Source organism: Amycolatopsis sp. 195334CR, from assembly GCF_017309385.1.
GTDB lineage: Bacteria > Actinomycetota > Actinomycetes > Mycobacteriales > Pseudonocardiaceae > Amycolatopsis.
In genome coordinates this window covers 2,329,440-2,350,037 of the sequence record NZ_JAFJMJ010000002.1, presented here as the reverse complement: position 1 = coordinate 2,350,037, position 20,598 = coordinate 2,329,440, and the positions used below count along the sequence as shown (strand labels likewise).

Genomic DNA, 20,598 nt, shown 5'->3' with positions numbered 1-20,598 from the left:
CGGGACTCAGTGGGGGTGAGCGTAAGCTTCTGTGATGCTCGAACTCCGTCGCCTCGCGCTCCTGCACCAGTTCGCCGTGCACGGCACGATCGCCGCCACGGCGGCGGCGAGCGGGTATTCGGCGTCGGCGGTGTCGCAGCAGTTGACCGTGCTCGAACGCGAGGTCGGCCGGACGCTGCTGGAGCGCACCGCCCGCAGCGCCACGCTCACCGAAGCCGGGCACGCGCTGGCCGCGCACGCGGCGGTCATCCTCGACGCCGCCGAGGCCGCGGAAGCCGATCTCGCCGGGACGAGCGTGCGGGGCCGGGTCGTGGTCAGCACCATCCCGACCGCGGCCGCGGCGTGGGCGGGCGCGCTGATCGAGGTCAGCCGCGCGCATCCCGACCTCGAACTGGTGCTGCACCAGCACAGCCCGGACGAGTCGCTGCGGCGCCTGCGCACCCGCGAGACCGACATCGCGGTGGTCGACGACTGGCTGGACCACGTGCCCGCCGAACCCGGCCTGCACCGCGAGGTACTGCACCGCGACCCGCTCTACCTGGCCGGTGATCCCGGCGGCGGGACCTGGTTGTGCGCACCGCCGGGGCAGCCGTCGCGTCCCGGCACCGACCGGCTGTTGCGGGAACTGGGCATCGAACCGGCGGTGCGCTGGGAGTTCGACGGGCTGCCGATGATCGCCGCGCTGCTCGCCCGTGGTGCGGGCGCGGCGATCCTGCCCGGTCTCGCGCTCGTGGGCACCGACGTGCCGTGCACCCCGCTGGACCGGTACCGCCGGATCGACGCGGTGCTGCGGCAGGGTTCCCGGGCACGCCCCGCGATCGCGGCGGTACTCAGCGCACTGCACACCTTTGTCACGAACTCGGCGAAAGTGGTCAACTCGGGGAATTCTCCTGACGCCGCGCGGTAACGTGCGGTTCCATGCGCAGTCGCAGGGGGTCGGCCACGTCGGCTACGTTTCAGAAGCACCGCGGGGCCGGTCCTTGGCGCAACGCCCCGCGAGCCGCGTTGTCGAGTCCGCTCACGCTGCTCGTCGCCGGGGTCACCGCGTTGCTGTCGTGCTTTCTCGCCGGGGCGGCGGTCCTGCACGCTTCGGCGGCCGGTGGCGCGACGGTCGCCGCGCAGGCCGAGACCACCTGCCCTGACCTGTACGGGCCCTCGTTCATCCAGCGCGGGATCGCCCCGGAGACCGTGCCCGCGACGCTCGATGCGGTCCGGCGGCACGCCCCGGCACACGGCTTCGGCGAACCCCGGGTCGCGATGTACACCCCGGATCTGAACAACGTCGAGTTCGCCGGTACCAACTACAAGACCCGGCTCGGCTACACCGACGGCGGACTGGACCAGCTCACCCTCTTCGACGGCAGCCGCGCGCCCGGGATGTGGATGGGCAAGGACCTGTTCTCCCAGGCCGGGTTGAGCCTCGGCACGCGGGGGGCCGGTGGTGAAATGCCGCCGGTCGTCGGGGTGTACCAGGATCTGCTGAACCCCGCGCCGCGCTGGTGGTGCTCCCAGCAGGCGCTGGCGGTGCAGCAGCGCAAGATCGACCCGGCCGGTGGCGCGATCGTGTTCGCCACCGATCGCGCGAGCTTCTTCCAGGCCGTCGCCGCCGCGGGCGCACCGGGGCTGGAGTCGATGCGCATCACCTTCGACGCGCCCGTGCCGGCGACCGTGGCCGAAGCCGAGGACCAGACCCGCCGGGCGAGCGACCTGGTCGCCGCGGTCCGCGCCGATCTGGGCCCGGGTACCCGGCTCGACGCCGGGGCGCCGTTCGCGATCTCGACCGAGATCGCGCGGCTGGCGCAGGAGAACGTGCGTGACTCGATCCTGCCGCTGGCCGCGTTGAGCGTGCTGGTCGGACTCGGCGGCATCGGCACCGTCGGCCTGCAGTGGTACCAGCGCCGCTACCGGCACGTCCGGCTGCACGTCACGCGCGGGGCCGGACCGCTGGCGCTGGGCGGGCTCGCGGTGGCGGAACTGGGCGTCGCGCTGCTGCTGGGCGGGGCCGCCGGTACCGGCCTGGCACACCTCATGCTCGGGGTCTACGGGCCGCCGGGTGCGGCGAGCGCGCCGGCGAAACTGCTGTCGGTCGCCGCCGCGGCCGGGGTGCTGGCGTTGTCGGTCCTGCTGCTCGCCGGGGTGGTCGCGGTGCGGGTGCACCGGGAGTTCCAGCTCGGCCGGGTCAGCGGTGGGCGGATGCGGCAGGTGCTGTTCTGGCTGCCGTGGGAGCTGGGGGCCGCCGCGCTGGCGCTGGTCGGCTGGCTGCGGCTGGTCGAGCGGCCGCCGCTGCAGGCCACCGATCCGGTGCCGCCGATCGACCCGCTCGCGCTGACCTACCCGGTTTTTGTGGTGCTCACCGCCGGGCTGGTGGCCGCGCGGCTGGGTTGGCTGCTGCTCGCGGCGTCGCACCGCGCGCGGTTCTGGTCGCGTCCGGCGCTGCAACTGGCGATCCGGCGGCTGGCCGGGGCCCGCGCCCCGGTGACCGGGGTGCTGGTGATCGGTGTGCTCGCGCTGGGCACGCTGGCCGCGGGCAACGGCATCGCCAACGGCCAGCGGAACGCGCTGGAGACCAAGTCCGGGTTGTTCGTCGGCGCGAACTCCCGCGCCGACACCGAATCCCCGATCGGCACCGGCGAAGTGCCGTTGCCGGAGGCGTTGCGCGGCAACAGCACCGTGGTCGGCGAGCTGACCGGCACCGGCAGCGTGGTGCTCGTGGTGGACCCGGCCACCTTCGCCGAATCGGCCTGGCTCGGCGACTTCGACCCGGCACTGCTGGACCGGCTCGGCCCGGCGGGCCCGGACGGGGTGCCCGCGCTGCGGGTCGGGCACCGGCCCTCGCAGAGCGCGGTGCTGCCCAACCTCGGCAACGCCGTGCCGGTCGCGGATCTGGCCATGTTCCCGATCATCGGCGGCAAGCCGGGGTACGTGATCTCGCGGGCTTCGCTGTCCCCGCAGCAGCTCACCGGCGTTCCGAAGTGGACGGTGCTCTCGGAGTTGCCGCTGGCCGGGCTGACCGGGGCGCTGGCCGCGGCGGATCTGGCCCACCCCAACGAGGTCAGCCGCCAGACCGCGCTCGACGCGCTGCCGTTCCTGCTGGTCGAGTGGACCTTCAGCTTCGTGATCGTGCTCGGCGGGGTGCTGGGCGTGGTCGCCGTGCTGGCGTTGCTGGTCGCGGTCGAGGTCCGGCGGCGGCAGAACGCGCTGGCCGGCGCGCTGGTGCTGCGCATGGGCATGCGCCCGCGCGCGCTGCTGCGCAGCCACCTGATCGAGCACGGCGCGCTGGCCGGGATGGCGGTGGTGACCGGGGTGGCCTGCGGGGTGGCCGTGGCGGCGATCTCGGCGCCCCGGTTCGACCCGGCGCGCTGGCTGGCGCCGCGCTCGGCCCCGCCCGATCCGACGTGGTTCGTGCTCGGTGCGGTCGCCGCGGCGTTGCTGGTGGTGGCCATGGCAGGCTGGATCGCGGTGCGCTCGGTGCGCACCGCCCGGACCGCGGAGTTGCTGCGTGCCTGACGTCCCGATGTTCCAGCTCACCGGCGTGGGGGTGGACTACCCGACGCCGGCCGGTCTGGTGACCGCCGTGCACGACGCCGCGTTCACCGTGCCCTCGCGGGGGCTGACCGTGCTCGCCGGGCCGTCGGGCTCGGGCAAGTCCACGCTGCTGCGGGTGCTCGGCCAGGTCGACCGGCCCTCGCGCGGGGTGGTGCGGTTCGACGCCACCGACACCACGGAACTGGGTCACCGCGCCCGCCGGTTGCTGCGCCGGGACCACCTCGGCATGGTTTTCCAGCAGCCGCTGGACAACCTGCTGGAGTATCTGTCCATCGAGGACAACCTGTACGCGGCGGCGCGGTCGGCGCGTCGCACCTGCGACGCACCCGCGATCCTGGCGCGGCTCGGGCTCGCGCACACCGCGGACTGGCAGCTCACCGCGTTGTCGGGCGGGCAGCAGCAGCGGCTGGCCTTCGGCTGCGCGCTGGCCCGTGGCGCGGCGGTGATCCTGGCCGACGAGCCGACCTCGCAGCTGGACGACGCGTCGGCGGACCTGGTCCTGGAAACCATCGCCGACCTGGTGGCCGACGAGTTCACCGTGGTGGCCGCCTCGCACGACGACCGGCTGATCGCGCTGGGCTCGCGCGTGGTGTGGCTGGCCGAGGGCAGGGTGGCCGGGGTCGAGGACCGGAGAGGACGGGCGGCATGACCGAACCCGCACTGCGCGCGGTGGGCCTGCACCGGCGGTTCGCCCACCCCAGCGGGGACGTCGAGGTGCTGCGCGGGCTGGAACTGCAGGTGCACGCCGGGGAGCTGACCACGGTCTCGGGCCGGTCGGGATCCGGCAAGAGCGCGCTGCTGGCCCTGCTCGGCGGGTTCGACTCCCCCGACGCCGGTTCGGTGTACCTGGACGGGATGCCGATCAGCGACGCGCCGCCGTGGCACACCTGCGCGGTGCTGCCGCAGGCGCTGGGCCTGGCGAACGAGCTGACCGTGGCGGAGAACGTGGCACTGCCGCTGCGGTTGCGGCCGACCGGTGAGGACATCACGGCCAGGGTGACCGAGCTGCTCACCGCGTTGGGCGTGGAGCAGCTGGCCGAGCGCTACCCGACCGAGGTGTCGTTCGGGCAGCAGCAGCGGGTGGCGCTGGCCCGCGCGGTCAGCGGGCGGCCGAAGGTGCTGCTGACCGACGAGCCGACCGCGCACCTCGACGGGGCGAGCATCCAACCGGTGCTGCGGCTGTTGCGCGAGTGCGCGGCCGAAGGCGCCGCGGTCATCGCCGCAACGCACGACGACCGGGTGCACGAGATCGCCGACCGCCGCGTGCGGCTGCTCGACGGCGTGCTCACCGCCGCACTGGACTGACCGGCGAACTGGAGAGAGCCCCAACGCATGACGCTGAACCCGATCGAGCAGAACGAACTGCTCGGTGAGATCACGAAGACGCTGACGGCGGCCGCCCCCGCGGGCTGGCAGCGGCTGATCTTCGACTTCCTGGTGCTCGGCCGCCAGGCGAGCCCGGCTTTCGCGGCCCGGCTGGGCGACGGCTCGGTCCAGCAGGTCCGGGCCCCGAAGGAGGTTTCCCAGCCGCTGTCCAGGCTGCGCAAGGGAATGTACGCCGAGGGACTCGGGACCTGGTTCTCGCTCAGGCTGGTGATCGATCCGCCCGCGACCTTCCACGCGAAGTTCGACCGGGACAACGAGCCCGCCTTCGGGGTGCCCCCGGCCGCCGATCAGTACGTGCTGGAGCAGGAACGGTTTTACCGCTCCGAGCAGAACCTGCCGGACTGGTTCCGCGCCAAGCTCCGGTAGCCCGTTCCGAGTCAACTCGGCGGGGTCAGGCTGCACTGCCACAACGCCGTGTCCAGCCAGCGCCCGTGCTTGAAGCCGACCCGGCGAAGCCGGCCCACCTCGGTGAAGCCCCGGCGCCGGTGCAGTTCCGCCGAGGCCGGGTCCCCGGAGTCGGCGATGACCGCGATCACCTCGCGGATCCCTGCCTGGGCGCAGCGGGCCAGCAGTTCGTCGAGCAGGGCGCCGCCGAAGCCGCGGCCCGCCGCGTCCGGGGCGAGGTAGATCGAGTTCTCCACGGCGTGTTTGTAGGCGGGCCGGGGTTTCCACTGCACGCAGTAGGCGTACCCGGCCACGGCACCATCGGATTCGGCCACCAGGAACGGCAGTCCCGCCTCGGTCACCGCGGCGAAGCGGCGTTCCCACTCGGCGGCGTCGGGCGGGGTCAGCTCGAACGTGGCCACGCTGGTCCGCACGTAGTGCGCGTAGATCTCGGCGATCGCCGGAAGGTCTTCGCGGGTCGCCACCCGCAGGCTCTTCACTATAGCGGACGAGTTCATTACTATAGCGTAGATGGATCTCGTCGCCTTGGGCAAGCGTGTTCAGCTGTTGCGGGCGGAACGCGGCATGACCCTGCAGGCGCTGGCCGACCGGTCGTCGGTCAGCGCGAGCATGCTGTCCTCTGTGGAGCGTGGGGAGAAGGCGTCCACCGTGGTGGTGCTCGACCGCATCGCCACCGGGTTGGGCGTGCGGCTGACCCGGCTGATCGAGGACCCCGAGGCGCAGCGGGTGGTGCTGCGCCGGGCCGCCGAGCAGGACCACGTGCTCGAGCCCGGCGGCTGGAGCCGGACGATCTTGACGCCGGTGGTGCCGGGGGTCAACTTCGAGTGGATCGCGGTCACCCTCCCCCCGGGTTGTGAACCGGGCACCTACGGGCCGTGGGCCGCCGGGTCGCACGAGTTCATCGCGGTCACCGAAGGCGCGCTGACGATGTCCGTCGGGGACCGCGAGGTGGAACTGGCCGCCGGGGATTCGCTGTACCTGGCCGCGGACACGCCGCACGGTTACGCCAACCGCGGCGCGGTGACCTGCCGGTACTTCGTGGCCGCGTTGATCATGCGCCCGCGCGGGGCTGTCTCAAACTGAGACAGCGCGACTCTGCCGGTGCCGCCGGGGCCCGCCTACTTTCCGTTCAGGCCCAGCGACCACAAAGGAGTCATCGCATGAGCAAGAACGTACTCGTCACCGGTGCGGCCCGAGGGATCGGGAAGGGGATCGCGCTGCGGCTCGCCGCCGACGGGCACGACGTCGCGGTCAACGACATCCCGGCGAACGCGGGCGAGTTGGAGACCGTGGCCAAGGAGATCCGCGACGCCGGCCGCCGCTCGGCGGTGATCACCGCGGACGTGTCGGACCCGGAGTCGGTCACCCGCATGGTCGCCGAGACCGTGGACGCGCTGGGCTCGCTGGAGGTGATGGTGGCGAACGCGGGCATCGCGCAGGTGCTGCCGCTGCTCGAGGTGACCCCGGAGGACTGGGACCGGATGATGGCGATCAACGCCCGCGGCATCTTCCTGTGCTACCAGGCCGCGGCCAAGCAGATGATCGCGCAGGGCGGCGGCGGCAAGATCATCGGTGCGGCGTCGATCGTGGCGCACCGGCCGTTCGCGCTGCTCGGGCACTACTCGGCGTCGAAGTGGGCGGTGCGCGGGCTGACCCAGGCCGCGGCGATGGAGTGGGCCAAGCACGGCATCACGGTCAACGCCTACTGCCCCGGCATCGTCGGGACCGCGATGTGGGACCTGATCGACGAGAAGCTCGCCGAGTCCGAGGGCATCCGGAAGGGCCAGGCGATCGAGAAGTACGCCAACCTGATCCACCTCGGCCGGGTGTCGGTGCCGGAGGACGTGGCGTCCTACGTTTCGTACCTGGCCTCCCCCGATTCGGACTACATGACCGGGCAGTCGGTGATGATCGATGGTGGAATCCAGTTCGCCTGACCCGAAAGGAGAGAGATGATCTTCATTACCGCGAAGTTCCGGGTCCGCCCCGAGCACGCGGACCGGTGGCCGGAGATCTCGCGCGCGTTCACCGAGGCGACCCGGGCCGAACCGGGCTGCCTCTGGTACGACTGGTCGCGCAGCCTCGACGACCCGAACGAGTACGTGCTGGTCGAGGCGTTCCGCGACGACGACGCCGGGGCCGCGCACGTGGGTTCGGAGCACTTCAAGGCCGCGCAGCGCGACCTGCCGCCGTACCTGGCGGAAACGCCCAGGATCGTCAACGCGAAGGTCGACCAGGACGACTGGTCCGAACTGGGCGAGCTGGCCGTCCGCGACTGACCCCGCTTCGCCGGTACGCCACGACGGCGTACCGGCGATCCGGGCATTAGGACACACCCTGGCCGCTTCTCCTGCGAGGCTGGTGCGGTACCGGACACCACCGACCCGAAGGACGCTGCCGTGACCACCTCCTCCCTCGACGCCGAGCGGACCGACCTGCTCGCCGAACTCGCCGCCGCCCGCGCCGCGCTTACCAGCACCACCCGGGGCCTCACCGACGAACAGACCGGGGAGCAGCCGACCGCCAGCACCCTGTGCCTCGGCGGGTTGATCAAGCACGTGGCCTCCATCGAGGAGAGCGCGGTGCGGATGGCCGTGGAGGGCTCGTCGACTGTGCGTTACGACCTGCCCGAGGGCGTGACCTGGGCGGAGTTCATGGCCGGGACCGCGCGCGAGTACCCGCAATGGGCGATCGACCACTGGAACGAGTTCCGGATGCAGCCCGGGGAAACACTGGCCGGGGTGATCGCGCGGTACGAGGAGGTCGCCGCCCGAACCGAGGAGATCATCGCCGGGGTCGACGACCTCTCGGCGGCGCACCCGCTACCCGAAGCCCCGTGGTACGAGCCGGGTGCCAGCCGGAGCGTGCGCCGGACGCTGATGCACCTGATCGCCGAAACCTCGCAGCACGCCGGGCACGCGGACATCCTGCGTGAAACGATCGACGGCCAGACGCAGAGCTGATCGAGGGGACGGCATGACCGGCGTACTCAGCACCCGGGCGCTCAACCGCGCCACCCTGGCGCGGCAGTTCCTGCTCGACCACGCGGACGTCTCAGCACTCGACGCGGTCACCCACCTGTGCGGGATGCAGGCCCAAGAACCACAGGAACCGTTCTTCGGACTGTTCTCGCGACTGCGCGGATTCAACCCGGCAGAACTCTCGGACCTGCTCACCACACGGCAGGTAGTACGCACCCACCTGATGCGCCGCACGGTGCACCTGGTCACCGCCGCGGACGCCCTGGCCTGGCGATCCCGCCACGACGCCATGCTGCGCCAAAAGGTGCTCGGCGTCTACCGAACCGAACTCGCCGGGGTAGACCTGGAGGAACTCACCACCACAGCCCAAAAAATCCTGGCCGACGACCAACCACGGACCATGGGCGACCTGGCCCGCGCGGTAGCCACCCAATGGCCGGAGACAGGCACCCGCCCCCTGGGCGAAATCCTGCTAGCCGCCCTCATCCCAGCAGTGCAGCTACCCCCGCGCGGCCTCTGGCAGGAAAAAGCAGGCGCACGATACCTGCCGATATCTTCGTGGCTGGGCAAAGAAATCGACCCACTCCCCCAAGACGAGACGGACCCCGTCGGCCAAACACTCGTACGGCGCTACCTGGCGGCCTACGGCCCCGCCGCCACCGCCGACGTCCGCGCCTGGTCCGGCGTCGCAGGCCTGCCCGCCGCCGTCTCCGCCCTGCGCGACGACCTGGTCACCTTCCGCGACGAACGCGGCCGGGAACTACTGGACCTGCCGGACGCCCCGCGCCCGGACCCGGACACCCCCGCCCCCGTGCGTTTCCTGCCCGCCTTCGACAACGCGATCCTCGGCTACCACGACCGCTCCCGCATCATCGACGACGAGCACAAGGGCCTCTCCGTCGCCGGCACCCGGGTAGTCCTGGTAGACGGCCGAGTCTCCGCCACCTGGACCACCACCACTACGGGCGTGGTGACTATTGACCAACTACGCCCGTTCACCAAACCAGAACAATCCGCCCTCAACAACGAACGCGAGACCCTAGAAGAATTCCTGAAACAACACACCGAGACCTGACCACACGACCCGCCCACACCTCCCCGCCCCCGATCCACAGCCCAAACACGGCGAAGACCCTGATGTCAAGGCATCTTTCCCGCCTTGACATCAGGGTCTTCGCCGTAGTCACACTAAAAAATCGGGGCGGCCACCCCTCCTACCACTCGAGAAAGAGCGCCCGACTCCTGGCCCTCTGCACCTTCCCGCTGGTCGTCCGGGGCAACCCACCGGGCTTCAAGATCCGCACGACCGCCCCCAACTGATGCCCAGCGACCACCGCCGCCCGAACAGCCTCCGTGACCTCCTCAGGTGAGTCGACCGGCACCCCCCGAGCCGTCTCGGCGAGAATCCCGACCCGAGTCTGACCATCCACTTCATACGCAAAGGCCGCACACCGACTCGGATCGAGCAGTTCGTGGCTCTCCCCGACCGTCAGCTCAATATCCTGCGGATAATGATTGCGCCCATCCACAATAATCATGTCATCAAGGCGACCGAGCACAAAGAGCTGGCCTTCATACACAAACCCCAAATCCCCAGTACGCAACCACCCCCCACCAAACTTCGCCGCGGTGGCTTCCGGCCGCTGCCAATACCCCGCCGCAATACTCTCCCCAGCAATCAAGACCTCCCCCGGCCGGTCCGCCTCAACAGGAAGCCCCGTCCCAGGATCCACAACCCGCACCGAGAGATTCGCCGGTACCCGCCCACACCCCACAATCCGGCGCCCGCCCTCCGCCGGTACCAACCGCCCCGACTCCAGCGCCTCCACATCCAAATCGAGATACCGCACGTCCCCCGGCTCCCGCACCCCGCTGACGTACACCATCCCCTCAGCCAGCCCATACGCCGGATTGATGGCCGACTCCGAGAACCCGCACGGCCCGAACGCCTCCGCGAACCGCGCCATCGTGTCGTGGCGAACCGGTTCCGCCCCGTTGACCGCCGCCCGCCAGCTTCGGAGGTCCAGCCCGGCCCGCTGCGACTCCGACAACTTCGCCACGCACAGGTCATAAGCGAAGTTCGGCGCGCAGCTGAACTCACCGCGGTAGTGCGACATCCCCTCCAGCCACACCGCGGGCCGCAGCAGGAACTCCATCGGCGGGATCAGCGCGAGGTGCCCGCCGGTGTAGAAGGTCAACAACGGCTGCAGCAACCCCATGTCGTGGAACAGCGGCAGCCAGCTGACGATCCGCAACTCATGCGAGGGCTCAACATGCGCCATCTGCCACACCGCGGCCAGGTTGGCGGCCACGTTGGCGTGGGTGATCATCGCCCCCTTGGGCTCCGCCGTGGATCCCGACGTGTACTGCAAGAACGCGACATCGCCACCACTCACACCGGGATCCGTCCACAGCTCCGCCAGCTGATCATCCACTTCGGACACCACGATCAACTGCGCGGACCCGAACTCCGACGCCGCCTCCGAACCAGCAATGCCCGCAGTAGTCAGGATCGCGGCCGGAGAAGCGTCCTTCACGATGCTGCGCAACCGGGCGAGCTGCTTGGCGCCCGCTTCCGGCGGTGGCACCGGCACGCCGACCACCCCGGCGTAGGCGCAGGCGAAGAACCCGGTCAGGAAGTCGAGCCCGGTCGGGGCCATCACCAGCGCCCGCTCCCCGGGCGCGACGACCTGCTGCAGCAGCGCGGCCAGCGCGCGCACGCGGCGGTCCAGTTCGCCGTAGGTGGCTTCCGAGACTTCGCGGCCGTCGCGGTCGAGCACCACGACGGCCCGTTGCTCGGCGCGTTCGGGCAGGTTGCGGGCGAGCACGTCCGCCAGCGTGCGGTGTCCCTGGTCGGGGCGCAGCGCGTGGTTAACCGGCATGGGTGCGTGCCTCCGTCCGCACCCGCAGGCTCAGCGGCCGCATGTCGGTCCACACCTCGCTGACGAAGGCGAGGCACTCGTCCTTGTTCCCGGCCTTGCCCGCGTCCCGCCAGCCCGCCGGGTTCTCGCGGTTCTCCGGCCAGATGGAGTACTGCTCCTCGTGGTTGACCACGACCCGGTACCGGCCGTGCTGCTCGTCGCTCATCTTCCCTGCCCTTCTATCGGATTTCGGCACAGCGCACGCCGGGGTCGGCGGCCACGGTCTCCAGCAGGCGCACGAACCCGTCGGCGAGGCCGCGCGCGGTCGGTTCGGCGAACAGGTCGGTGCTGTACTCCAGCGACCCGCGCACCCCGGCGGCACCGCCGTCGTCGGCGAAGTGCTCGCGCAGACTCAGCACCAGATCGAACTTCGCGGTGGTGGAGCCGACCGGCTCCTCGCGCATCCGCAGGCCGGGCAGGCCGACGTCGACCTGTTCGGTGTTCTCCGAGACCAGCATGATCTGGAACAGCGGGTGCCTCGACCGCGAGCGCGGCGGGTTGAGCACCCGGACCAGGTGCTCGAACGGCACGTCCTGGTGGGCGTACCCGGGCAGGTTGGCCTCGCGCACGCGAGCCACCAGCTCGCGGAAGGCCGGATTGCCCGCGGTGTCGGTGCGCAGCACCACGGTGTTGGCGAAGAACCCGATCAGTTCGTCCAGCGCGGTGTCGGCGCGCCCGGCGACCGGGGTGCCGAGCGGGATGTCGGTCCCCGCCCCGAGGTTGGTGAGCACTGTGGACAGTCCGGCCTGCGCGATCATGAAGAAACTGGCACCGGACTCACGAGCGAGGCCGAGCAGCCGCGAGTGGTGCGAGGCACCCAGCTCGAACTCCAGGCTGGCGCCGCGCTGGGTGGGCTTGGCCGGGCGCGGCCGGTCGTAGGGCAGGTTCAGCTCGTCGGGCAGCCCGGCCAGCGCGGACTTCCAGAACTTCAGCTGCCGGGCGATCAGCGAGTCGGGGTCCTTCTCGTCGCCGAGCAGTTCGGCCTGCCACATCGTGTAGTCCGCGTACTGCACCGGCAGCGGGGTCCACTCCGGCGCCGCGCCGCCGAGGCGGGCTTCGTAGGCGGCGGCGAGGTCGCGGGCGAGCTGCCCGAACGACCACGCGTCCCCGGCGATGTGGTGCAGCACCACGGTCAGCACGTGCTCGGCCGGCCCGACCGGCTGCAGGCGTACCCGCAGCGGCAGTTCGTTGACCAGGTCGAAAGCATGCTCGGCGGCCTCGTCCGGGGTGCCTTCGGCGAAGTCGACGGTGGCCTCGTCGGCGGGGATCACGTGCTGCACGGCGACGCCGTCGATCTCGGTGACGGTGGTGCGCAGGCTCTCGTGCCGGGCGACCACGTCGCCGAAGGCCGCCCGCAGCGCGCCGGTGTCCAGGTCGCCGTCGAGGCGGAAGGACATCGGGATGTTGTACATCGGGCTGGGGCCGCCGAGCCGGTAGAGGAACCACAGCCGGGCCTGCGCGAACGACAGCGGGATCGGTTCGTCGCGCGGGACCGGGAGCAGGGGCGGACGGGTGTCGGCGTGCCCGGCGAAGCGGGCGGCCAGTCCGGCGACGGTCGGAGCGGCGAACAGCTCGCGCACGGTCAGTTCGTGGCCGAGTTCCTCACGGACGCGGGTGAGCAGCCGCATCGCGGAGAGGGAGGTGCCGCCGTGGGTGAAGAAGTCGTCGTGGACGCCGGTCGGAGTGCCGAGCACGTCGGTCCAGATCGCCAGCAGACGTTCTTCGGCAGCGGTGCGGGGTTCCGCGGCGGTGGTCTCCGGCTCGGGCAACGGCAGCTCGGCCAGCGCGCGCCGGTCGACCTTGCCGCTGGTCAGCGTCGGCAGGCTGGCCAGCGCCAGCGCGTGGGCCGGGATCATCGAGGTGGGCAGCACGTCCCGCAACGAGCGGACGAGGTCGAGCGGGTCGTCGATGTCCCCGGCCAGGTAGGCGACCAGTTGCTCGTCGCGGACCAGCACACAGGCGTCGGCGACCGGGGGCAGCGCGCGCAGGGCCTGTTCGATCTCCCCCAGTTCGATGCGGACGCCGCGCAGTTTGACCTGGGTGTCGGCGCGGCCGAGGAACTCCAGTTCCCCGTGCTCGGACCAGCGCACCAGGTCGCCGGTGCGGTACATCCGGGCGCCGCCGTCCTCGAACGGGTTGGGCACGAACGCGGTGGCGGTCACCTCGGGCCTGCCGAGGTAACCACGGGCCAGGCCGATCCCGGCGACGTAGAGCTCCCCGGCCTCACCCGGCGGCACCGGGCGCAGGTCGACGTCGAGCACGTGCACCCGGAAGTTCCACAGCGGACGTCCGATCGGAACGGTCACCGCCTCGATGCCGCGCCGGGCCTTCCAGAAGGTCAGGTCGATCGAGGCCTCGGTGGGGCCGTAGAGGTTGTACAGCTCGGCGTCGAGCAGATCGAGGCACTGCTCGGCCAGCGCGGTGGGCAGCGCCTCGCCCGCGCACATCACGGTTTCCAGGCTGGTGCACTCCCCCGCGTCCGGTTCGGCGAGGAACTCGCGCAGGGTGGTGGGCACGAACTGCACGCAGGTCACCTCGGTCTCGCGGATCAGCGACACCAGGTAGGCGGGGTCCTGGTGGCCGTTGTGCTCGGCGACGACGAGCGTGGCGCCGGTGAACAGCGGGCAGAAGAACTCCAGGATGGATGGGTCGAAGGTCATCGGGGTCTTGAGCAGGACCCGGTCGCCGAGGCCGAACCCGGCTTCGTGCTGCCACCACTGCAGGGTGTTCGACACGGCTTCGTGGGTGACCACCACGCCTTTCGGGCGGCCGGTCGAGCCCGAGGTGTAGAGCACGTAGGCGGCGTTGGCCGGCTCGGCCCGGCGGAGTTCGGCCTCGGCGAACTCGACGTCGTCGAGCCGGACGAGACCGTCCACTGCGGGCAGCAGCCCGGCGGTTTCGCCGGTAGCGAGCACGATGTCCGCGCCCGAGTCGCCGAGCAGCTGGGCCAGGCGGGCCGGTGGCTGGTCGAGGTCGAGCGGGAGGTAGGCGGCCCCGGCCTTGAGCACGGCCAGCACGGAGACCACGAGGTCGGTCGACCGGGGCAGGGCGAGCACGACGATCCGCTCCGGCCCGGCACCGAGCGAGGCGAGGTGGCCGGCGAGCCGGTCGGCACGGGCGTCGAGTTCGGCGTAGGTCAGGGATTCGCCGTCGTGCACCAGTGCGACGGCCTCGGGGGTGCGGGCGGCCTGGGCTTCGAACAGTTCGGGCAGCGTGCCGGGCCGCAGGTCGTGGGCGGTGTCGTTCCACGGGTTCGGGTCGAGCTGGTCGAAGCGGGCGTCGGGGCGGTCGAGGAAGGTGGTGAGCAGTTCCTCGTAGGTGCGGGCGTGGCGGCGGACGGTGGTGTGGTCGAACAGTTCGGCGTTGTACTCGAAGGTGACGGTGAGCTGGTCACCGGCGAAGAGCACGTCGACCTCGAGATCGATCTTGGTGTAGCGGCGGGTGGTGCGCTGAAGGTCGGTGGTGAGCCCGGCCAGCCGCGGCACGGCCGGGGCGCGGTCGACGTTGAAGATGGTGCCGACGGCCTGGGCGCGCGGGTCCAGGTTGAGCCGGGCACCGAGCGCGGAGGTGGAGAAGGCGGGGTGGGCGTAGGCCTCGACCAGGGTGCGCTGGATCCGCGTGACGTACTCGCGCACGCTCAGGGTGCGGTCGAACCGGCTGCGGATCGGCAGCAACGTGCTGCAGTTGCCGACGAGCCGGTCGGCGCCGGGGTGGTCGCGCTGGGCCTGCGGCACGCCGATGACCAGGTCGTCCTGGCCGGAGAGCTGGTGCATCAGCTGGGCGTAGGCGGCGAAGAGCACGGTGAACGGGGTGACGCCGAGTTCGCGGCTCAGCGCGGTGACGCGGTCGGCGGTGAACCGGGTTTCCACCCGGCCGCCCTGTAGAGATATGCGCTGTGCGTCCCGGGCGCGGTCGGTGGGCAGTTTCAGCGCGGGCAGCCCGGTGGGGAACTGCTCGGCCCAGTACGCGGCGTCGCCGGGTTTGGCGGCCTGGCGGTGCACGAACTCGCGGTAGCGCGGGGCGGGTGGCAGCGGTGTGGCGTCGCGGGGGTAGAGGTGCGCGATCTCCTCGAAGAGCACCACGAACGACCAGCCGTCGGCCACGGCGTGGTGCACGCCGAGGTAGAGCTGGTGGTGGTCCGGGGCGAGGCGGAGGATGGCGGCCTTGACCAGCGGGCCGGTGGCCAGGTCGAACACCTCGTCGGCGCGGGCGTCGAACCAGGGCCGCACGGCGTCGGCGGTCAGTTCGACCAGCGGCACCTCGATCGCCAGGCGGGGCAGGACCTGCTGCTTCGAGCCGTCCTTGGCGAACACGGTGTGCAGGCTGTCGTGGCGGGCGATGGTGTCGCCGACGGCGGCGCGCAGCGCGGGCACGTCGAGTTCACCGCGCAGGTCGAGCACGGCGCTTTCGTTGTAGGACCGGGAGTGGTCGGCGCTGACCTGGTCGAAGAACCACATCTCGCGCTGGACCTCGCTGAGCGGGTAGCCCTCGTCGGGGTCGCCGGTGCCCAGTGCGGGGCGGGCGCCGGGGAAGAACCCGGCGGCGGTGAGCTGGTTGACCGTGCTGGCGATGGCCACCACGATGCGCTCGATGTCGGCGTCGGTGTGCGCGGTGGACAGGAAGCAGTTGCGGCCTTCCCAGATGTAGAGGCCCTGGGCGACGAGCATGGTGTGGAAGAGCTCGACCAGTTCCGAGGACGGCGCTTCGTTCAGGAAGCGCAGGCGGAACAGCGAGCCGAACTGCGCGACGCGGATCGGCACGCCGGCTTCGGTGAACATGGTGTCCAGGCGGGCGGCGAGCGCGGCGACCCGGTTGCTGAGGTCCTCCTGCAGGCCGGGGCCGCGGCGGCGCATCTCCTCCAGCACGGCGCGGCCCGCGGCCAGTGCGAGCGGGTGCTTGCAGAAGGTGCCGGAGAAGAAGGTGCGCACCGACTGCGGGTAGGGCGCGTCGCCGAAGGGCCAGGCGCCGCCGTCGATGGCGTCGAGGTACTTCGCGTCGCCGGCGACCACGCCGATCGGCAGTCCGCCGCCGACGACCTTGCCGTAGGTGGTCAGGTCGGCCTGGATGTCCCACAGGCCCTGGACGCCGCCGGGGTGCATGCGGAAGCCGGTGATCACCTCGTCGAGGATCAGCGGGACACCGGTTTCCCTGGTCAGGGCCCGTACCTGGCGGAGGAACTCGACGGGCTGCTGGTCGGGGCGGCGGCTCTGCACGGGTTCGACGAGCACGGCGGCGAGTTCCCCGGCGTGGGCGCGCAGCACCTCCAGCGAGGCGTCGTCGCCGTAGGTGAGCACGAGCGCGTTGCGGGAGACGTCCTCGGGCACCCCGGGGGCCAGCGGCACGGATTCGCCGGAGGGGTCCTGGCGGGCCAGGATCGGGTCGGCGGAACCGTGGTAGGCGCCGGCGAACAAGGCGATCTTGTCGCGGCCGGTGATCGCCCTGGCCAGGCGGACGGCCACCATCACCGCTTCGGAGCCGGTGTTGCAGAAGACCACGCGCTGCTTGCCGGTCATCTCGGTGATCAGGCGGGAGACGTCGTCGGCGAGGTCGGAGTGCGGGCCGAGCTGCATGCCCTCGGCCAGGCGGGCGGTGATGGCGTCGGTGATGAACTGCTCGCCGTGGCCGAAGAAGTTCACGCCGAAGCCCATGGTGAGGTCGATGTACTCGTTGCCGTCGATGTCCCACACGTGGGAGCCGCTGGATTTCGTGACCACCAGCGGGTAGCGGGATTCGCGCAGGGTCAGGTACGGCTGCGGGGCGTGGCGGACGTCGGCGTGGTAGGCGCGTTCGCGGGCGGCCTGTGCCTTGGATCCCTTGGTGCGTTCGCAGAAGCGGGTGACCACGTCCTCGGCGAGGGCGCGCTGGGCGTCGGTGAGGTGCCCGGCGGTTTTCTGCGCGGTTTTCGGGGCGAAGGCGACGAAGGTGTCCTTGGGCGCGACCGCGCGCACTTCCTTGCGGGCCACGGCCGGCGCGGGCGTTTGGGGGCCGCCGCGCATCAGTTCGTAGGCCTGCGCCATGACCTTTTCGTGGACTTCGAGGAAGCGGCCGACCTCGGTTCCGGCTTCCGGCACCGGCGACGTGACGGGAGCGGGCGCCACGGGTTCGGGGGCGAGGGTGTCGGCGGGGGCGTGGGCGCGGATGTGGTCGGCGAGGCGGTTGAGGGTGTTGAGTTCCTCGAACAGCCGGTTGATCGGCACCGCGACGCCGAAGGTGCGCTGCACCGATTGCAGGGTCTGGAACAGGGTCATCGAGTCCGCGCCCAGTTCCAGGAAGGACAGGTCGGGATCGATCGGGCCGCCGGTCTCCAGCAGCGTGGCCAGCACCTGGGCCAGCACCGGCAGCACGGGGTCCTCACCGCGGGGCGTGGACGGGGTCACGGGCGTCTCCTCGGCTGGCCGGTGGGGCTGGCGTTCGAACGGGTAGGTGGGCAGGTCGGCGCGAGTGGCGCGGTGGCCGTGGTGGTAGGCCGCCCAGTCGAGGTCGCGGCCGTGGGCGAACAGGCGGGCGGCGCCGCCGGTGAGCACGTCCCAGTCGTCGACGCCCTCGCGCAGGGACGGCACCCAGACGCGGCCGGGCAGGATGCGGCGCCCGGCGCCGATGAGCACCTGCTGCGGGCCGGTTTCGACGAAGTGGGCGCAGCCGAGTTCACCGAGGGCGCGGATGCCGTCGGCGAAGCGGACGGTGTCGGTGAGGTGCCGGGTCCAGTAGGCGGCGTCGGGGGTGCACGGGCGGCCGTCGAGGTCGCTGATCAGCGGGATGCGGGGTTCGCGGTAGGTGATGGAGGCGGCGATTTCGGCGAAGGCGTCGCGGGCGGGGGCCATCATCGGGGAGTGGAAGGCGCGGGTGCCGCGCATCGCCTTGGTCCGGATGCCGCGGGCGGCCAGTGCGGTCTCGAGCGCGGCGATTTCGGCGGGTTCGCCGGAGACGGTGAGGTTCTCCTCGCCGTTGACCGCGGCGATGGCCAGGCCGGGGGTGAGCGCGGCCCGCACGGTGGTCTCGTCGGCGAAGACCGCGAGCATGGCACCGGGTTCGGCGAGTTCCTGGACGAGGCGGCCGCGTTCGGTGACCAGGCGCAGCCCGTCGGCGAGGTCGAACACCCCGGCCACGCAGGCGGCGGCGAACTGGCCGACGCTGTGCCCGAGCAGGTAGTCCGGTCGCGCGCCCCAGCTTTCCCAGAGCCGGGCCAGTGCGTATTCGAGGCAGAACAACGCGGGCTGGGTGTAGCGGGTCTCGTCGAGGCGGTCACCGGAGAACAGCAGGGTGGGCAGCGCGGTGCCGACGTGTTCGCCGAACAGTTCACCGCATTCGCCGAGCAGGCCGCGGAACCGGGCGCTGGTGGCGTAGAGCTGGCGGGCCATGCCCGCGTACTGGGCGCCCTGGCCGCTGAACAGGAAGGCGAGGCCGCCGGGCCCGGCCGGGGGTTTCTGTCCGATGTGGACGGTTGTGCCGGGTTGCCCGGTGGCGATGGCGGTCAGGCGGTCGCGGAGTTCTTCGGTGGTGGAGGCAGTGAAGGCGGCGCGGTGGCGCAGGTGGGCGCGGCCGGTGTTGGTGGTGAAGCAGAGGTCGCGGACGTGGGGATTGTCGAGTTCGGCGTAGTCGGCCGCGAGCGCGCGCAACGCGGTTTCGGTGCGGGCGCTGAGGGTGGCGACGTGCCGGGGTCGCAGTTCGCTGCCGCTGGGCGCCGCCGGGGTGCCGGTGGGTTCGGCGACGATGACGTGGGCGTTGGTGCCGCCGAAGCCGAACGAGCTGACGCCCGCGGTCAGCGGCCCGGTCCGGGGTGTCCAGTCGCGAGTGGACTCGGGGATCTCGAACGGGCCCGCCGCGATCTCCCGGTTGCGTTCGCGCAGGTGCAGGTGGGCGGGGACGCGGCGGTGCCGCAGCATCAGCACCACCTTGATCAGGCCCGCGATGCCCGCGGCGGCCTCGGTGTGGCCGATGTTGGTCTTGACCGAGCCGAGCAGGAAGGGCTCGGTGAGCACCGCGGTCAGCGCGCGGGTTTCGATGGGGTCGCCCAGCGGGGTGCCGGTGCCGTGGGCTTCCACGTAGTCGATGTCGGCGGGGGTGAGCCCGGCGTCGGCCAGCGCCTCGCGGATGACCGCCTGCTGCGCGGCTCCGCTGGGCGCGGTCAGGCCGTTGCTGCGGCCGTCCTGGTTGACCGCCGAGCCGCGCAGCACGGCGAGCACGCGGTCGCCGTCGCGCTGGGCGGCGGAGAGGGTTTTCAGCACCACCACGCCGCCGCCCTCGGCGCGGACGTACCCGTCGGCGGCGGCGTCGAAGGTTTTGCACCGGCCGTCTTCGGCGAGCATGCCCGCCTGACCGAAGACCTCGGTCAGCTCCGGGGACAGCAGCAGGTTCACCCCGCCGGCCAGCGCCGTCTCGGCTTCGCCCGCGCGCAGGCTGCGGCAGGCCAGGTGGACCGCGACCAGCGAGGACGAGCACGCGGTGTCCACCGCCAGGCTCGGGCCCTTGAGGTCGAGGAAGTAGGACAGCCGGTTGGCCGCGATGCTCAGCGCCTGCCCGGTTCCGCTGTGCGCGGTGAGCTCGGCACCGCGGGCGTGGTCGCTGGTGCTGATCCCGACGAACACGCCGGTGCGGGTGCCGGCCAGCGAGGTCGGGGCGATCCCGGCGTGTTCGAGCGCTTCCCAGGCGAGTTCGAGCAGCAGCCGCTGCTGCGGGTCCACAGAGGACACCTCGCGGCCGGAGATGCTGAAGAAGCCGGCGTCGAAGCCGTGCACGTCGCGCAGCAGGCCGTGGGTGCGGCCGAGGTCGGCGGTGCGCCGTGCCGGGTCGGCGATGCCGTCGCCGCCGCGGTCGAGCAGGTCCCAGAACTCCGCCGGTGAGGCGGCGCCGGGAAACCGGCAGCCGAGCCCGATCACCGCGATCGGTTCGTCCGGCGCGGCCGCGGCGCGTTCGCGGGGCGCGGCCGGGGTTTCCTGCCCGGTGAGGTGGGCGGTGAGCGCGTTGATCGTGGGGTGGTCCCAGAAAAGCGTGGCGGAAAGGTCCATTTTGAGCAGTTCGCCGAGTTCGCCGATCAGGAGCACGGCGTCGCGAGAGGACAGTCCGTACCCGGTCAGCGGTGCGTCGCGGTCGACGGCGTCGGGGTCCAGCCCGGTCCGGGACGCGATCTGGCGCACGAGCCACGACTGCAGGACGGTTGGCTGCACGGGGAAGCCCCTTCTGCTCACGGATCGGGTGTGCGAAGCCAGCAACGCCGCCCCCAGCGCTCAATAGGATCCGCGAGGTTCATGCATAGCCGTGCCCGCCGGAGGTGGCCAGGGCCACGCGGCACGCTCTAAGGGGATTTCTAAACCCTGCCCCGGCCGCACCGAAAAGCCGTGACGAGGCGCGACACTCGTCGG

The 20,598-nt window shown here is 71.6% G+C and carries 14 protein-coding genes; 10 read left to right on the top strand and 4 right to left on the bottom strand.

The window, feature by feature from the left end; genetic code table 11:
* Nucleotides 1-34 precede the first annotated feature (34 nt).
* From JYK18_RS33720 to JYK18_RS33700, 5 genes are read left to right on the top strand one after another with little or no spacing between them, the layout of a single operon-like run.
* The gene (locus JYK18_RS33720; RefSeq protein ID WP_206807447.1) at nt 35-907 is read left to right on the top strand and encodes a LysR substrate-binding domain-containing protein; all 873 of its coding nucleotides are present in this window, start codon (nt 35-37) and stop codon (nt 905-907) included.
* An 11-nt stretch (nt 908-918) separates the two neighbouring features.
* On the top strand, nt 919-3,507 hold the full coding sequence (locus JYK18_RS33715) for an FtsX-like permease family protein (protein ID WP_206807446.1): 2,589 nt from the start codon (nt 919-921) through the stop codon (nt 3,505-3,507).
* Complete coding sequence (locus JYK18_RS33710; protein ID WP_206807445.1) at nt 3,500-4,195, top strand: ABC transporter ATP-binding protein; 696 nt, start codon at nt 3,500-3,502, stop codon at nt 4,193-4,195. Before JYK18_RS33715 ends, JYK18_RS33710 begins: the two co-directional genes overlap by 8 nt.
* Entirely contained in the window at nt 4,192-4,851 is a 660-nt protein-coding gene (locus JYK18_RS33705; RefSeq protein WP_206807444.1) for an ABC transporter ATP-binding protein, read from the top strand. The genes JYK18_RS33710 and JYK18_RS33705 overlap by 4 nt, the downstream gene beginning before the upstream one ends.
* A gap of 27 nt (nt 4,852-4,878) precedes the next feature.
* A complete protein-coding gene (locus JYK18_RS33700; RefSeq protein ID WP_206807443.1) occupies nt 4,879-5,298 on the top strand; it encodes a hypothetical protein in 420 nt (139 codons plus the stop codon).
* Nucleotides 5,299-5,309: 11 nt separating this feature from the next.
* On the opposite strand, the gene JYK18_RS33695 is transcribed toward JYK18_RS33700, so the two are convergent.
* On the bottom strand, nt 5,310-5,834 hold the full coding sequence (locus tag JYK18_RS33695; RefSeq protein WP_206807442.1) for a GNAT family N-acetyltransferase: 525 nt from the start codon (nt 5,832-5,834) through the stop codon (nt 5,310-5,312).
* 13 nt (nt 5,835-5,847) lie between these two features.
* Between JYK18_RS33695 and JYK18_RS33690 the strand changes: the two genes are divergently transcribed.
* The 5 genes from JYK18_RS33690 (at nt 5,848) to JYK18_RS33670 (ending at nt 9,393) form a co-directional block, all read left to right on the top strand.
* Nucleotides 5,848-6,420, top strand: a complete 573-nt coding sequence (locus JYK18_RS33690) for a helix-turn-helix domain-containing protein (RefSeq protein WP_206807441.1) — start codon at nt 5,848-5,850, stop codon at nt 6,418-6,420.
* 77 nt (nt 6,421-6,497) lie between these two features.
* A complete protein-coding gene (locus JYK18_RS33685) occupies nt 6,498-7,274 on the top strand; it encodes an acetoin reductase (protein WP_206807440.1) in 777 nt (258 codons plus the stop codon).
* 15 nt (nt 7,275-7,289) lie between these two features.
* Nucleotides 7,290-7,616: a putative quinol monooxygenase gene (locus JYK18_RS33680; RefSeq protein WP_206807439.1), complete on the top strand. Its 327-nt coding sequence runs from the start codon at nt 7,290-7,292 to the stop codon at nt 7,614-7,616.
* 120 nt (nt 7,617-7,736) lie between these two features.
* The gene (locus JYK18_RS33675; protein ID WP_206807438.1) at nt 7,737-8,300 is read left to right on the top strand and encodes a DinB family protein; all 564 of its coding nucleotides are present in this window, start codon (nt 7,737-7,739) and stop codon (nt 8,298-8,300) included.
* Between the two features lie 13 nt (nt 8,301-8,313).
* On the top strand, nt 8,314-9,393 hold the full coding sequence (locus JYK18_RS33670) for a winged helix DNA-binding domain-containing protein (RefSeq protein ID WP_206807437.1): 1,080 nt from the start codon (nt 8,314-8,316) through the stop codon (nt 9,391-9,393).
* A 139-nt stretch (nt 9,394-9,532) separates the two neighbouring features.
* On the opposite strand, the gene JYK18_RS33665 is transcribed toward JYK18_RS33670, so the two are convergent.
* From JYK18_RS33665 to JYK18_RS33655, 3 genes are read right to left on the bottom strand one after another with little or no spacing between them, the layout of a single operon-like run.
* A complete protein-coding gene (locus tag JYK18_RS33665) occupies nt 9,533-11,200 on the bottom strand; it encodes a fatty acyl-AMP ligase (protein WP_206807436.1) in 1,668 nt (555 codons plus the stop codon).
* Complete coding sequence (locus JYK18_RS33660) at nt 11,190-11,405, bottom strand: MbtH family NRPS accessory protein (protein ID WP_206807435.1); 216 nt, start codon at nt 11,403-11,405, stop codon at nt 11,190-11,192. Before JYK18_RS33660 ends, JYK18_RS33665 begins: the two co-directional genes overlap by 11 nt.
* 13 nt (nt 11,406-11,418) lie before the next feature.
* Nucleotides 11,419-20,403, bottom strand: coding sequence for a non-ribosomal peptide synthetase/type I polyketide synthase (locus tag JYK18_RS33655; RefSeq protein ID WP_206807434.1), 8,985 nt, complete (start codon nt 20,401-20,403; stop codon nt 11,419-11,421).
* Between the last annotated feature and the right edge of the window lie 195 nt (nt 20,404-20,598).